Genomic DNA, 16,430 nt, shown 5'->3' on the forward strand with positions numbered 1-16,430 from the left:
CAAAATGAACCTGTCGCGAGCTGTGCGGCAGGTACTACCACTACCGCGGTGGCCAGCGGCGGTCACATCCGCGCCGGCCCCGGGCGGTAAGAACGTAGGACTCTTCATGCAACAGCCTCCCCCTTCGCCCGTCGAGACCGGCAGCGGTCTGCCCGAGGGCGCCTTCGCGCTGTCGGCGGCCCAACGCGGAATCTGGTTCGCCCAGCACATCGCGGGCGATACGCCGATCTCCATCGCGCAGTACGTCGAGTTGAGCGGACCGATCGACCTCGACCTGCTGGCGCGTGCCGCCCGGCAGGCGGGCCGTGAGTTCGGCACCGGGTATCTGCGACTGCTCGAGGTCGATGGTCATCCGTACCAGTTCGTGGACACCACCCTGGACGACAGCCTGCTCACCCTGGACCTCCGCGGCGAACGTGACCCGGCGGCCGCCGCACACGCGTGGATGCGCGCGGAGTACGAGGCGCCACTGGAACTGACCCGTGATCGGCTGGTGCGGATGGCGATGCTGCGGCTCGCCGACGAGCGCTGGTACTGGTACTCGCGGATCCATCACATCGTGCTGGACGGTATGGGCGCGCTGACCATGGTGCAGCGCACCGGGGAGATCTACAACGCCGAGATCGACGGCAAGCAGCCGCCGCCCGCGAAGGCCGAGGATTTGCGGAAAATCGTCGAAGCCGATCTGGCGTACCGCAATTCGGATCGCTTCGGAGCCGACCAGGAGTACTGGCTCGAACATCTGGCCGGGATGGCCGACCCGGTGAGCCTCGCCGGTCGCACCGCCGATGTCGATGCGCACCCGAGTCGCGTCGCCGGTGCACTGCCGCGGGACACCGCGGATTTGCTCGATGCCGTCGCCGAGGCGGCTTCGTCGGGTGTCGCGCCGACGGTTGTCGCGGCCTTCGGTGCGTATCTGGGCGCGATGACCGGCGCTGCCGAAATTGTCCTGAGCCTGCCGGTTTCGGCGCGAACCACGGCAATCCTGCGCCGCTCCGGCGGCATGATCGCCAATGTCGTTCCGCTGCGGTTGACGCTGACGCCGGCCACCACGGTCGGCGAGGTGATCCGGGCGGCGCAGGGTGAGCTGACCGGGGCGCTGCGGCGGCAGCGGTACCGGCAGGAGGACATCTTCCGCGATCTGGGCCGACCGATGGACGAGGCCGCGTCGTTCGGTCCTTCGGTGAACCTGATGATGGTGGACACCAGGATTCAGCTCGGCGAGGTGACCGGCCGCCTGCATGTACTGACGTCCGGGTTGATCGACGACCTGTTCGTCAACGTGTATCCCGGGGTGGGCGGCGAGAGCACCCACATCGATTTCCAGGGCAACGGAAACCTTTACAGCGACGCCGATTTGGCGGCGCAACATCGCCGGTTCCTGCTGTTCCTGCACAGCTTCCTCGCGGCGGGACCAGATGCCGCGTTGTCGACCGTGCCGGTGGTGTCCGACGACGAGCGAGCCGAGCTGGTGCCCGCGCGCGGGCCCGCCGGTGTCCCGCCCCGTACCTTGCCCGAAATCCTCACGGTCGGTGCGGCACTCGATCCTGATGCGATAGCGATCCGGGCCGGGGCGACCGAGTTGACCTATCGGCAAGTCGACGAGTACACGAATCGCCTGGCCCGGGTGCTCATCGCGGCGGGCGCCGGACCGGAACGCGCTGTGGCGATCTCGATCCCCCGTTCGGCCGAGTCCGTGCTGGCGATGATCGCGGTGGCCAAAACCGGCGCCGCGTTCGTACCGATCGATCCCACCTATCCCGCCGACCGGATCGAGCACATGGTCGGCGACAGCGGCGTCGTGGCGGGCGTGACCGCCGCGGCGGCCCGAAAGTCGTTGCCGGACCGAGTGAACTGGCTGATCCTGGACGAAGAGGCAACCGAGCGGAGCGTGCGGGAGCAGGATGCGGCGGCCGTCACCGCCGCGGAACGACCCGCCTCGATGCACCTCGATCAGGTGGCCTACATCATCTACACCTCGGGATCGACCGGATTGCCCAAGGGTGTCCTTGTTTCGCATCGCGGACTCGCGAACCTCGCGACCGGCTCCGGCGCCGGGTTCGGCGTGACCGCCGATTCCGTGGTGGCACACGCGGTGTCGCCGAGCTTCGACATTTCGGTCGAGGAAATCTTGGTGACGCTCGCCGCCGGTGCCACCCTCGCCGTCGTGCCGCCCGCGGCATACGCGGGCGAGGAGCTGGCCGAGGTGTTGCGCACGCACCGCGTCACGCACCTCAATGTCACCCCGACGGTGGTGGGCTCACTCGATCCGGCGACGCTGCCCGACCTGCGCACCGTGATCGTCGGCGGCGACGCTTGCCCACCCGAGCTGGTCGCCAAGTGGTCCGGCCGCACGCTGCTGAATGGGTATGGCCCCACCGAAACCACGGTGACCGTGACATTGAGCGAACCGCTTGTGCCTGCGGCGCCGGTCACCATCGGCGGTCTCGTCCGCGGTGTGTCCGCGGTGGTGCTCGACCCGTGGCTGCGGCCGGTTCCGCCCGGCACCGTCGGCGAGCTGTATCTAGCGGGTGCGGGGCTCGCGCGCGGCTATCACCAGCGCAACGGGCTCACCGCGGGCCGATTCGTCGCCAACCCGTACGACGCCGGTACGCGGATGTATCGCACCGGGGACCTGGTGCGCTGGAGTTCGCGGGGTGACCGGCTCGAGCTGGAGTATCACGGCCGCAGTGATTTCCAGGTGAAGATCCGCGGTTTCCGCGTCGAGCTCGGTGAGATCGACGCGGCGCTGCAACGGCATCCGGACGTCGACTTCGCGATCACCCTCGGTGCCGAAACCGGTTCCGGCGCAACCGCACTGGTGTCGTACGTGCTGCCGAAGCCAGGAGCCGAGGCGCACCCGGAAGCACTCAAAGCCGCAGCCGGGGAAACCCTTCCGGCCTACATGGTGCCGACCGTGGTGATGGTGCTGGACAGTATCCCGCTCACGCCGCTCGGCAAGGTGGACCGCAAGGCGCTGCCCGCACCGGATTTCGGGGCCCGCGCAGTCGCCGGTCGCGCTCCTTCCACGCCGCGCGAGGAGGCGCTGGCCGCGCTCTTCGCCGAGGTGCTCGGAATCGAGACGGTCGGTGTAGATGAGAGCTTCTTCGCACTCGGCGGCGACAGCATCGTGTCCATCCAGCTGGTATCCCGCGCGAAGGCGGCGGGCATCGGGATCAGCGCGCGGGATGTGTTCGAACGCAAGACCGTTGCCGCACTGGCCGCTGTCGCCACCGAGGTACGGGCGCAGGTGGTGCACGAATTGCCCGGTGGCGGGGTCGGCGCTGTCGAGCTCACGCCGATCGTGCACGCCATGCTGGAGCAGGGTGACAGCTGGCAGCGGTTCGGCCAGGCGGTGCTCGTCGGGCTGCCCGCCGGGTTCGATCGGGGTCGGCTCGTTGCGGCGGTGCAGGCGCTCGTTGATCACCATGATCTGCTTCGTTCCTCACTGCGCGCCTCCCCGGATGGCTGGGAGTGGCTGGTTGCCGAGCGTGGGTCGGTCGACGCGAGCGCCCTGGTCGACGTCGTCGCGGTCGGGCCGGACAGCGACGAGACCCGGGAACACGAAGTGCAGCGAGCGGCCGACCTGCTCGACCCCGCGGCGGGTGTCGTCGCGCGCTTCGTCCTGCTCGAGCGCAACGATGCCGAACCGGCGCTCTGGCTGGTGTTGCATCACCTCGTGGTCGACGGTGTTTCCTGGCGGATCCTATTGCCGGATCTCGCGACGGCAGCCATGGGCGGCACCCTCGCGCCGGTCGGTACCTCGTTCCGGCGCTGGGCGCACGGCCAAGCGGAGCAGGTATCTGGGCGAGTCCCCGAATTGTCGCTCTGGCAACGCATTCTGGCGACGCCCGACCCGGCGCTCGGAGCGGACACCCTCGATCCGGCCGTCGATGTGGTCGCGACCATGGCGCACCGCCAGACCGTAATCGCACCGGATATCGCGAACACCGTGCTGACCACCGCACCCGATCGATTCCATTGCAGCGCCGACGATGTCCTGCTCGCCGCGCTCACCATGGCGGTCGGCCGGTGGCGGGAGCGGGCCTCGGCGCTGTTCACCCTGGAAGGGCACGGCCGCACGGAGGCGATCCTGCCCGGTGCCGATGTCGCACGCACGGTGGGCTGGTTCACCAGCGTGTATCCGGTCGCCGTCGATCTGACCGGGATCGATCTGGCCGACGCCTTCGCCGGTGGCGTGGCGGCGGGCACGGCCATCAAGACCACGAAGGAACAGCTTCGGACAGTGCCGGACAAGGGTATCGGCTTCGGCGTGCTGCGCTACCTCGACGCCGAGACCGCGGCGGCGCTCGCCGACGCACCGACACCGCAGATCAGCTTCAACTACCTCGGCCGGGCGAGCACCGGAGCGGAGACGGAACCCTGGCTGCCGCAACGGTTTGCGGCCACGCAGGACGATCGGGCGCCACTGGCCGCCGTCGTCGATATCAACGCCGTCCTGACCGATACGGGCCTGGAAGTGACCTGGGCCTACGCTTCCCGGCTGCTCGACGCCGAGGAAGTCGACCAACTCGCGCGGCTCTGGGCAGCAGCTCTGTTGGCGCTTGCCGAGCACGCCGAGTCCGTGGGTTCGGGCGGGCGGACACCGTCCGACTTCGTCCTCGTCCCGGTGACCCAGCAGCAGATCGACGCATGGGAACGCGACTATCCGAACCTCGCCGATGTGTGGCCGCTCTCCCCGCTGCAGTACGGCTTGCTGTTCCACGCGCTCTACGACTCCGATACTGCCGACGGCTATACCGTGCAATCGCTGCTCACCCTGGCAGGCACCGTCGACGCGGCCCGGTTGCGCGCCGCCGCACAGGCATTGCTGGCTCGGCACGAGAATCTGCGGGTCGCCTTCGTGGAGACCGATGATGGTCCCCGGCAACTCGTCCTGGCCGATGCCGAAATCAGCTGGCAGGAAGTCGATCTCACGGACATCGCGGATACTGAACTGCGGCAGCGAGAGCTGGACCGCTTGATCGCGCTGGACGCCCGCACCCGCTTCGAGCTCACCCGGCCGCCGTTGGTTCGCTTCACCCTGATCCGGACGACCGCCGACACCTACCGGCTCGTGCTCACCAATCACCATCTGGTGCTGGACGGTTGGTCGACGCCGCTGCTGGTGCGCGAACTGCTGACGCTGTACCTCACCTCGGGTGACACGTCCGCGCTGCAGCCCGCGCACTCCTATCGCGAATTCCTGTCCTGGTTGGCCGAACGCGACGACGCCGAATCGATTGCCGCGTGGGCGGAATCGCTGGCGGGCATCGACACCCCGACCCGCGCCGTCCCGACGCTGGCTGGCATCGAGTCGACCGAGACCGGCATGCTGTCCACCGACCTGGCCCCCGATACCGTGGCCCGATTGGAAGCGGCGGCACGCGAATCCGGCGCCACAGTCAATACCTTGGTGCAGGCGAGCTGGGCACTGCTGCTCGCCATGCTCACCGGCCGGACCGATGTGGTGTTCGGCGGCACGGTCTCCGGTCGGCCGCCGGAGTTGGCCGGTGTCGAAGAAATGGTCGGCCTGTTCATCAACACGCTGCCGGTGCGGGTTCGGCTCGATCCGGCGGAGAAGGTGGTGGACCTGCTGGCCCGTTTACAGGCCGAGCAGGCGCGGCTGATGGATCACCAGCATGTCGGCCTCGCGGCGATTCACCAGGCCGTCGGGCTTGCCGAATTGTTCGACACCCTCACCGTTTTCGAGTCCTATCCGATCGATCGGGCCGCGCTGTCGCAGGCGCTCGATATCGCGGGCATGCGGGTGCTCGACGTCGAAGGCACCGACGCGACGCCGTACCCGTTGAACCTCATGGTCATTCCGCTGCGCGGCACGGACGGCCACGACTCCCTGCGGGTGAGCTTGAAGTTCATGGCCGATCAGCTCGATCCCGCCGCGGCCCGGCCGCTGCTGGACCGCTTCGTCCGGCTGCTCACCCAGCTGGCCGACCATCCGCGCGCCCTGGTCTCCCAGTTGCAGTACTGCGATGACGCCGAACGTGCTGCGCTGCTGCCGGTTCGGGGGCCGGAGTCGCTGCCCATGCGCACGCTGCCCGATATCCTCGCCGCCGGCGCGGCGATCGACGGCGACGCCATCGCGGTCAGCGCGGGCACGCTCACCATGTCCTACGGCGAACTCGACGCCTGGTCGAACCGGTTCGCGCGGCTGCTGCTGAGCCGTGGTGTCGGGCGGGAGGTGTTCGTCGTGCTCGCCCTCACCCGGTCGCTGGAATCGGTGGTGGCGGTGTGGGCGCTGGCCAAGTCCGGCGCGGCGTTCGCGCCCTTGGATCCGCACCATCCCGTCGAGCGGATCGAGCACATGCTCACCGACTCGAAGGCGCCGATTGGCGTAACGGTCACGGCCACCGGCGAGACATTGCCCGGCAGTATCGACTGGCTGCTGCTCGACGACCTCAACACGATCCGCCGGGTCATGACGGTGTCCGACGCACCCATCACCGACGAGGAACGCGGCGGCCCGATCGATCTCGACCAGACGGCGTACCTGATCTACACCTCGGGCTCCACCGGCAAGCCGAAGGCGGTCCTGCTCAGTCATCGCGGGGTGTCGAATCTGGTTTCCACCCAACGCGATTCCCTCGACTTGGATCCGACGGCGAGTGCGTTGCAGGTGGCGTCGCCGAGCTTCGACGCCTCGGTGTTCGAGCTGCTGACCGCGCACGGTGCGGGCGGCAGGTTGGTGGTCTCGCCGCCGGATGTCTACGGCGGCGCGGAACTGGAACAGCTGCTGCGCACGGAACGGGTGACCCATGCGGTGATCACACCGTCGGCGCTGGCCACCATGGAGCCGACCGATCTCGACCACTTGCGGGTGCTCGCGGTGGCCGGTGAGGCGGCGACACCGGAGCTGATCGAACGCTGGTCCGTCGGGCGGCGGATGGTGAACCTCTATGGGCCGACGGAGTTCAGCATTTGGGCCACCGGTCCGGCGGAACTCGTTGCGGGCGAACCGATCACGATCGGCGGGCCGATTCGCGGCGCGGCCACCATGGTGCTGGACACGTGGTTGCGTCCGGTGCCCGTCGGTGTCGCCGGCGAGTTGTATCTGGCCGGGCCCGCACTCGCCAGGGGCTACTTCAACCGCTTCGAGATGACGGCCGGTCGATTCGTCGCCGACCCATACGGGGCACCCGGCGAGCGAATGTATCGGACCGGCGACATGGTGCGCTGGGGCGTCGGCCGCGACGGCGGCTACGAGCTGGAGTACCTGGGGCGCAGCGACTTCCAGGTAAAGATCCGTGGACTGCGCATCGAGCTCGGCGAGATCGACGCGGTGTTGTCGCGCGACGAGCAGGTCGAGTACGCGGTCACGATCGGCCGGGCCGGTCCGGCCGGTGCGACCGTGCTGGTGTCGTACGTGCTGCCCGCCGCGGGCGTCGAGCTGGATACCGAGCGGCTGCGCGAGCGAGTGGCCGCCGAGCTGCCCGGATATATGGTGCCCGGCTACCTCGTTGTGCTGGACTCGATTCCGCTCACGCCGGTCGGCAAGCTGGACCGCAAAGCCCTTCCGGTGCCGGACTTCTCGGACACCAACCGGCCCTACCTCGCGCCACGTACGCCGGTGGAGCAGGCGGTGGCCGAGGTGTTCGGCGATGTGCTCGGCCGCGAGCGGATCAGCGTCGATCAATCGTTCTTCGAACTCGGCGGCAACTCGCTCAGCGCGACCAAGGTGGTCGCCCGGGTCAATTCGGCGCTCGGCTCGACCATCGCGCTGCGGGATCTGTTCGACGCGCCCACCGTCGCGCAGTTGTCCGCGCGGGTGGTCCCGGCGACCGATGGCAAGCCGGGCCGGTTCGCGCTCGCGCCGCGGCTTCGGCCGGACCGCATCCCGTTGTCCCCGGCACAGCAGCGGATGTGGGTGCTCAACCGGCTCGACCCGACCTCGTCGGCCTACAACATCGCCGTCGCGCTGCGCCTGACCGGCCAGCTCGACGTCGACGCCATGCGTTCGGCGCTCACCGACGTCGTCGACCGGCACGAGAGCCTGCGCACGATCTACCCTTCCGACGCGGCGGGCCCCCGTCAGGTGGTCATGGACACCGAGACGGCCGCACCCACCCTCACGGTGCTGGGGACCGACGACGGTGCGGCACTGCGCGATCGGATCAATGCCCTGGCGGGCGAGGGGTTCGATATCGCCAAGGAGCCGCCGCTGCGGGTCGGGTTGTTCCGCATCGCTGACGCGACTTCCGGCTCGGCTGCCAACGGAGAGCCGCGGGACCATGATCCGGTCAGCCGCGAACTGGCCGCCTCCACAGCCGCGTCTGCTGCGGTGCCCGCGCCGGTTCCCCCCGACCACGTCGCGACGTCGGCCCCGGTGTCCTCCGGTGCGTTCGCGGGCGCTCCGCCGGTCGCATCGAATCCTTCGGTCGGCGCCCCATCGGTGTCCTCCGGCCACTCTGCCGCGATGGCTCCGATACCCGCGGCGCACGCCACCGAAAGCGACTCCGCCGCTGTACACGTCGTCGTGCTCGTGGTGCATCACATCAGTGCGGACGGTGCGTCCATGGCGCCGCTGGCCGCTGATCTGGTCGCCGCGTACTCCGAGCACGTCAGCGGTGCAGGCACGGCCAGGGTTCCGCTTGCCGTGCAGTACGCCGACTTCGCGCTGTGGCATCGCGAATTGCTCGGCAGCGAATCCGATCCGGAATCGATCGCAGCGCAGCAGGTTCGGTACTGGCGCGACACGCTCGACGGTGCGCCGGACGTACTGGAACTGCCCGCCGACCGGCCTCGGCCCGCGGTGCAGACGATGCACAGCGCCGACGTCGATTTCACGGTCGATGCCGAATTGCACGGTGCACTGGTGGAATTCGCGGCAGCGCACAATGTCAGCCTGTTCATGGTCGTGCACGCGGCGCTCGCGGTGCTGCTGGCGCGGCTCGGCGGCACCGACGATGTGGTGATCGGGACGCCGGTGGCCGGGCGCGGCGAGCAGGCGCTGGACGAACTCGTCGGCATGTTCGTCAATACCCTGGCCTTGCGCACACCGGTCGACCCCGCCGCGGGGTTCGGCGACTTCCTGACCGCAGTGCGCTCGACCGATCTGGACGCGTTCGCACATGCCGATGTGCCGTTCGAACGGCTGGTGCAGGTGTTGAATCCGACTCGGTCGACGGCACATCATCCGCTGTTCCAGGTGTCGCTGTCGCTGCAGAATTTCGTCGAGCCGGTGCTGGAGCTGCCGGGGTTGCGGTTCGAGGTGCAGGACTTCGACCGCCGTACTTCCCAATTCGATCTCACCCTCGATCTGCGGGAGCGCTTCGACGAGACCGGCCCGGCCGGGCTGGCCGGTGTGCTCACCTACGCGACGGACCTATTCGATGCGGCGACGGTGGCGGCGTTCGCCACCCGCTGGCAGCGCGTACTCGCCACCGTTCTCGCCGAACCCGACGTGCGACTCGCCGATATCGACATCCTCGACGACAGCGAACGAACAACACTGGTACCGGTCCGCGGCCCCGAAAGCGCCGGTCTTACCACGCTTCCGGAGATACTTGCCACCACCGCATCCCGGTACCCGGATCGCCCCGCCTTGATCGCGGCCGGACACATGACGACGTACCGCGAACTCGACGCGCACGCCAACCGGCTGGCCCGGCTGCTGCTCGCCGCAGGCGCGGGCCCGGAAACCGTAGTCGCCCTCGGCCTTCCTCGCTCGGCCGAACTGCTGACCGGCATGTGGGCGGCGGCCAAGATCGGTGCGGCTTTCCTACCGGTCGACCCGAAGCACCCGGTGGAGCGGATAGATCACATGCTGACCGATTCCAGCGCCCGCGTCGGCCTCACGGTGGCCGAGTACCGGCCGTTGTTACCGGACAGCACGCAATGGCTGGTGCTGGACGACATCGCCCTGGTCGAACGCTGGTGCCGGGCGAGTGCGCGGCCACTGCGCGAAGGTGAGCCGCCGCACCCGATCCGTTCGGATAACCCGGCGTGGCTGATCTATACCTCCGGCTCGACCGGCACTCCGAAGGGCGTCTCGGTCTCCCACCGTGGCATCGCTGACCTGGTTGTCGCGCAACGGGAGTCGCTCGGGCTTGACGAGCGTGCCCGGGTATTGCAGGTGGCCTCACCGAGTTTCGACGCGTCGGTGTTCGAGGCGCTCATGGCGTTCGGTTCTGGCGGGGCCTCGGTGGTCGCGCCGCCGGAGGTGTTCGGCGGCAGCGCGCTGGCCGAATTGATCGCCGACGAACAGGTCACCCACCTGGTGATCACGCCGTCGGCGCTGGCCACGCTCGATCCCGGCGAGGTGTCGAGTGTGCGGGTGCTCGCGGTGGCGGGTGAGGCGGTCGGTGCCGAACTAGTCGAGCGGTGGGCTACCGACCGCGCCATGGTCAATCTGTACGGCCCCACCGAATTCACCATCTGGGCAACGGGTTCCGCACCGCTCGTCGTCGGTGCACCGGTGTCCATCGGCACGCCGGTTCGCGGTGCCGCGGTGCTGGTGCTGGATGACCGGCTGCGCCCGGTGCCGGTAGGTGTCGCGGGTGAGCTGTACCTGGCCGGTCCGGCCCTGGCTCGCGGTTATCACGCACGGCCGGGTCTGACGGCAGGGCGGTTCATCGCCGACCCGTTCGGTGCGGCGGGCCAACGGATGTATCGCACGGGCGATCTGGTGCGCTGGACGCGGTCCGCGTCGTCGCGGCTGGAGCTGGAGTACCTGGGGCGCACCGACTTCCAGGTCAAGGTGCGCGGTCAGCGCATCGAGCTCGGTGAGATCGATGCCGTGCTCGGGCGCGTCGACGGCGTCGACTTCGCGGTGACCCTTGGCGTTCCCGGTCCCACCGGAGCGACCGCACTGGCCGCTTATCTGGTGCGGACACCGGGGGTCGTGATCGACGTCGCCAGGGTTCGCGCCATCGCGGCGGACACCTTGCCCGCCTACATGGTCCCGTCCGCGTTCGTCGTCCTGGACGCCATCCCGCTCACCGCGGTCGGCAAGCTGGATCGAAAGGCGCTGCCCGCACCGGAATTCACCGCCGAACGCACCGAGTATCGCGCACCGTCCACGCCGACCGAAGAGACGCTGGCGGGAATCTTCGCCGAGTTGCTCGGTCTCGACAAGGTCGGCGCCGACGATTCGTTCTTCGCGCTCGGCGGCGACAGCATCCTCGCCATCCAACTGGTGTCGCGGGCCAAGCAGCACGGCGTCCAGTGCACACCGCTGCAGGTCTTCGAGCATCGCACCGTTGCCGCGTTGGCCGCGGCCGCCGATGCCGCGGGCGCGGTGGTCACGCTGGACGAGCTGCCCGGCGGTGGTGTCGGCGACATGCCGCTGCCGCCGATCGTGCACTACATGCTCGACCGGGGCGGCGACTACAGCCGCTTCGCGCAGACAGCGGTGCTGGAGTTGCCGATCGGTATCGAACGGGCGCAGATCGCCGCCACGCTGGCCGCTGTCGTCGACCGCCACGACATGCTGCGCGCCCGGCTGGTGCTGGACGAGAACGTCGAGCCGCGGCTGTCCGTGGGTGAACCCGGTTCGGTCGATGTGGACGCCCTGGTGCACCGCGTCGAATTCGACGCCGCGGCCGACTCCGTGGATCTGCGCGAATACGCGGTGACCGAACTGGATTCCGCGATGAATCGCCTCGATCCGGCCAACGGCGTTGTGCTCCAGTTCATTTGGCTCGATCCGATCGACGACGGCGGAACCCGCACGCGGGCAGGACGTTTGATAGTGGTGGCACACCACCTGGTCATCGACGGCGTCTCCTGGCGCATCCTGGTGCCGGATCTCGTCGCCGCGTGGGCGCAGGTATCGGTCGGCAATACCCCGGTGCTCGCCGAGACCGGCACCTCGATGCGGCGGTGGGCGCACGCGCTGGTCGATGCGGCGAGCACGGACAAGCGGGTCTCGGAGCTCAGCTACTGGCAGGGCGTCATCGCGGGACCCGATCCGCTGATCGGCTCCCGGGCGCTGGACCCCGCGATCGATCAGACGCACATGCTGCGGATGCTGGACCGCGCGGTATCACCGGACATCACGAACGCACTGCTCACGACACTGCCTGGGCTGTTCCGGGGTGGCGTCAACGACGCTCTGCTCGCGACGCTGGCCATTGCGCTGATCCGCTGGCGGGGCCGCCATCCACAGCCATCCGGCGGCCTCCCCCAGGTTCCCCTGCGGACGCCCGGGTCGAGTGGCGAGCCCGGCACGGATAGTTCCGACTCGGTCCCGGCGGACACGGGAACGGCGAGCGCCGAAGACCTCGGACCGTGCACCGATGCCCTGATCCGGCTCGAAGGGCACGGCAGGCAGGAGGAAGCGATTCCCGGTGCCGACCTCTCCCGCACGATCGGCTGGTTCACCAGCATCTACCCGGTCCGCCTCGACCTCAACGGCATCGACCTCGATGACGCATTCGCCGGCGGTCCCGCCATGGGTACAGCCATCCGCGCCGTGAAGCACCAACTGCTCACGGTGCCGGACAAGGGCATCGGCTTCGGTCTGCTGCGCTACCTGAATCCGGAGACAGCCGAACACCTTCCGGGCCGCCTGCCCGGCCAGGTCAGCTTCAACTATCTCGGGCGGTATTCGACCGGCGACATTCCGGCCGGGCTGGAAGGCCTCGGCTGGCTGCCGACCGACGAGTTCGGCGACCTGCATGCGGTCGAACACCGGTCCGTGCCACTGCAATCGGTGGTCGACGTGAATGCGGTTGTGGTCGGCGACCGGTTGCGGGCGAGCTTCGGTTTCCCGGATACGTTGCTGCACCACGACGAGGTCGCCGAGTTGGCCGACCTCTGGGTCCAGACACTGGGCGCCGCTGCCGGATTCGCGCAGTCCGCGGCGGCACGCACGGCCGCGGCCGACGAAGCCGCCGCCATCGCCGCGCAATCCGCGGCGCGAATTCCGGCAGCCCCCGCCGGACTCGGTCTGGACGTGGTGCTGCCGATCCGGCTCGACGGCACCGCACCTGCCCTGTTCTGCATCCACCCGTCATCCGGAATGTCGTGGACCTACCTCGGCCTCGCCGATGCGTTGCGTCCGGGCAGACCGATCTACGGACTGCAAGCACCGGACCTCGGCGGCCACGAACCACCGGCCCGCTCCATCGAGGAATTCGCCGACCGGTATGTGCGCGAGATCCGCGCCATCCAGCCGGACGGCCCCTACCACCTGCTCGGCTGGTCGTTCGGCGGGCTCATCGCACATGCCGTCGCGACCAAGCTGCAAGAAGCGGGCGCCACCGTCGGCGTCGTCGCACTGCTGGACGCCGACACCGCCGATATCGACGGTGACACCATCGAACGGCTCAGCGCCGGCGCGTTCGTCAACTCGTTCGGCTCGGTCTTCGGCATCGACGATGTGCCCGCCGAGGCCACCGCAGAGCAGGCGGCCGAGCTGATTCGCGAACGGCTGGGCGGTGTTTCGCTGATCGACGCGGACACCATCGAGCGGATGGCGGCGTCGTACAACGCGTCGGCGCGGACCCGCACCGGCTATCGGCGACCGGTATTCGACGGCGACATCGTGTATTTCAGCGCGACCGTGGATACCTCCGACATCTTCGGTCCGGACGGCTGGCGGCCGTACGTGACCGGAGAAATCAGCAACCACGACGTCGAGGTCACCCACGACGAACTGACCGCACCCCACGCGCTGCCGATCATCGCGCGCGTGCTCGACGAACATCTGAGAGGCCGAAAATGAGTTCCGATCAAGGAGTCGTCGTCGAAGGAATCGAGAAATCCTTCGGCACCGTAAAGGCGTTGCGCGGGGTCGATTTCGTGGCCGAGACGGGCGAGGTGCTCGGCATCCTCGGCCCGAACGGGGCGGGCAAGACCACCATGGTGAACATCCTGTCCACGCTCATCGCGCCGGATCGCGGTCGCGCGGTGGTCGCCGGGCACGATGTGGTCGCCGATCCCGCGGCGGTGCGCCGGTCCATCATGCTCACCGGGCAATACGCCGCCCTCGACGACATGCTGAGCGGCTACGAGAATCTGGTGATGTTCGGCAGGCTGATGGGGCTGCGCAAGCGCGCGGCCAGGGCCCGCGCGGACGAACTGCTCGCCGAGTTCGATCTGGTCGGTGCGGCGGGCCGCCGGGTCGGCACGTATTCGGGCGGCATGCGGCGACGCATCGACATCGCGTGCGGTCTCGTCGTCCGGCCGGATGTGGTGTTCCTCGACGAACCGACCACCGGCCTCGATCCGCGGAGTAGGCAGGGGGTTTGGGACCTGGTGAGCAGCTTCAAGAAGGCGGGCATCACCACCCTGCTCACCACGCAGTACCTCGAAGAGGCGGACGCGCTCAGCGATCGGATCATCGTGATCGACCACGGGGTGGTGATCGCGCAGGGCACCGCCGATGAGCTGAAGTCCCGAACCGGCGGCAGCTACTGCGAAGTGGTTCCGCTGGATCTGAAGGATCTGCCCGTTATCGCCGACGCGCTCGGTTCGCTACTGCCGGAAGATATTCGGGCCGCTATGACACCCGACTCGGATCGCATCGCGATCCCGGCCCCCGATGGCGCGAAGACCCTGGCGGAGGCATTGCGCCGCCTGGACGGCGCGGATGTCGAACTGGTCGACATCGCGCTGCGCAGGCCGTCGCTCGACGACGTGTTCCTTCAGTTGACCGGCCACCTGGCCTCCGCTGACGGTGCCGCTGATGTGAAACCGGTTGACGTGGAGAAGGTCTCGTGACCGCGGGCACCTGGTTGACGGATGTCCGTGCCACCCCGCTCCGGGCGCAGCAGTGGTGGGTGCTCACCACTCGATTGATCGTGCCCTCGGTGAAAACCGGTGAGGTGCTTGCCTCGATCCTCGCGCCCGCCGCGTTCACGGCCAGCTTCTACATTCCGCTGAAGACGGTGATGACGTTCGCGGGCACCGGGTTCAGCAGCTACGCCCAGTTCATGATGCCCATCGTGGTGTTGCAAGCCGCGGCGTTCACCGCCATCTCGGCCGCGTTCCGGGCGGCCACCGACTCGGTGGCCGGACTGAATCGCCGGTTCGGGTCCATGCCGGTCGGGCCGCTCGTTCCGGTCGCCGCCCGCATGTCCGGCAATATCTTCCGGCTGGCGATCGCGCTGGTCACCGCCATTATCTGCGGTCATGTGATCGGCTTCCGGTTCCGGCTGGACACCGTGCACACGATCGGCTTCCTGTTGTTGGCGATGCTGATCGGGGTCGCGCTGATGCTGGGCGCGGATGTGATCGGCACCGTGTCACGCAGTCCGGAGGCGACGACTCAGGCTCTGGTGTTGCCGCCGTTGATCTTCGGCATGCTCTCGACGGGTCTGGCACCGGCCCACCAGTTTCCGGCGTGGGTGCAGCCGTTCGTGCGCAATCAGCCGGTGTCCCAGTTCGCGATCGGATTGCGGGCGCTGGCCGGTGACACGCTGGGCAACGCGGGCCAGGTGACGTTGGCGCTGATGGGGCCGCCGCTGGCTTGGGCGATCGGCATTCTCGCGCTGTGCATTCCGCTGACCATCCGACTGAGTTCGAGGAGGGCGTGATGGCACTGCTGGCCGAACGCACCGCAGCTGCCCGCGCCGACGCCGAAATGTCGGCCGCATCGCTGGTGCGGCACACCATGATTCAGACCCATCGGCTGCTGCTGCGCTGGGCACGCAATCCGGTGACCCTGCTGGAAACCCTGATCATCCCGTGCCTGCTGCTGATCATGTTGGAAACGGTCATCGGCGGCCAGATCCGCAAGTTCACCGGCGGTAGCGCCCTGTACGGTTCGGTGCCGATGGTCACCCTCGTCGGCGCACTCTCCGGCGCGGTAGCCGGCGGGGTCCTGCTCGGCCGGGAACGTGACGCCGGACTGCTCGCCCGCTTCTGGGTGCTGCCGGTGCACCGCGCCTCCGGCCTGGCCTCGCGCATCCTCGCCGAGGGCTGCCGCATCTTCGCGGGCACCCTGGCCATCATCCTGGTCGGCTACCTGCTCGGCTTCCGCTTCCACCAGGGCGTCCTCGCCACCCTGGTATTCCTGCTCATCCCGGTACTTTTCGGCCTGGCCTTCGCCACCGTCGTCACCGCCGTCGCCGTCTTCACCGCCAAAGCCACGCTGGTAGAAGCGATCACCATCCTCACCTCGCTGATGATGTTCTTCAGCACCGGCTTCGTCCCGCTGGCGGCCTACCCCCAATGGATCCAGCCGATCGTCCGCAACCAACCGATGTCCGTCGCCGTAGACGCCATGAAAGCCCTAGCCCTCGAAGGCCCCCTAGCCCGCCCCCTCACCCTCACCCTGCTCTGGTCCCTCGCCGCCATCACCCTGTTCGCCATCCCCGCCACCATCGGCTACCGCCGCGCCAGCCGTCGCTGATATCCCGTTGCCGGTGTGACGACCTATCGATACCCTGGCGGTATGCCAGGTTGACGCTAGAGATTTCGGTACGCCCGGTGGCCTCGACCTCCTCCTTTCGTCCGCTGTCAAC

The 16,430-nt window shown here is 68.5% G+C and carries 4 protein-coding genes; all 4 read left to right on the forward strand.

What is annotated here, in order from left to right:
* The first annotated feature begins 106 nt into the window (after positions 1-106).
* Genes KV110_RS31180 through KV110_RS31195 form a run of 4 tightly spaced genes read left to right on the forward strand, consistent with a single transcriptional unit; the run spans position 107 to position 16,318 of the window.
* A complete protein-coding gene (locus KV110_RS31180) occupies positions 107-13,687 on the forward strand; it encodes a non-ribosomal peptide synthetase (protein ID WP_218470752.1) in 13,581 nt (4,526 codons plus the stop codon).
* Positions 13,684-14,685 (forward strand): ATP-binding cassette domain-containing protein, encoded by a 1,002-nt coding sequence (locus tag KV110_RS31185; protein ID WP_218470753.1) that lies wholly within the window; start codon positions 13,684-13,686, stop codon positions 14,683-14,685. The genes KV110_RS31180 and KV110_RS31185 overlap by 4 nt, the downstream gene beginning before the upstream one ends.
* Positions 14,682-15,500 carry an ABC-2 transporter permease gene (locus tag KV110_RS31190; RefSeq protein ID WP_218470754.1) on the forward strand — a complete coding sequence of 273 codons (819 nt, stop codon included), beginning with the start codon at positions 14,682-14,684 and terminating at the stop codon, positions 15,498-15,500. Before KV110_RS31185 ends, KV110_RS31190 begins: the two co-directional genes overlap by 4 nt.
* Positions 15,500-16,318, forward strand: coding sequence for an ABC transporter permease (locus tag KV110_RS31195; protein ID WP_218470755.1), 819 nt, complete (start codon positions 15,500-15,502; stop codon positions 16,316-16,318). The genes KV110_RS31190 and KV110_RS31195 overlap by 1 nt, the downstream gene beginning before the upstream one ends.
* The last annotated feature ends 112 nt before the right edge of the window (positions 16,319-16,430 follow it).

The organism is Nocardia iowensis, from assembly GCF_019222765.1.
Taxonomy (GTDB): Bacteria; Actinomycetota; Actinomycetes; order Mycobacteriales; family Mycobacteriaceae; genus Nocardia; species Nocardia iowensis.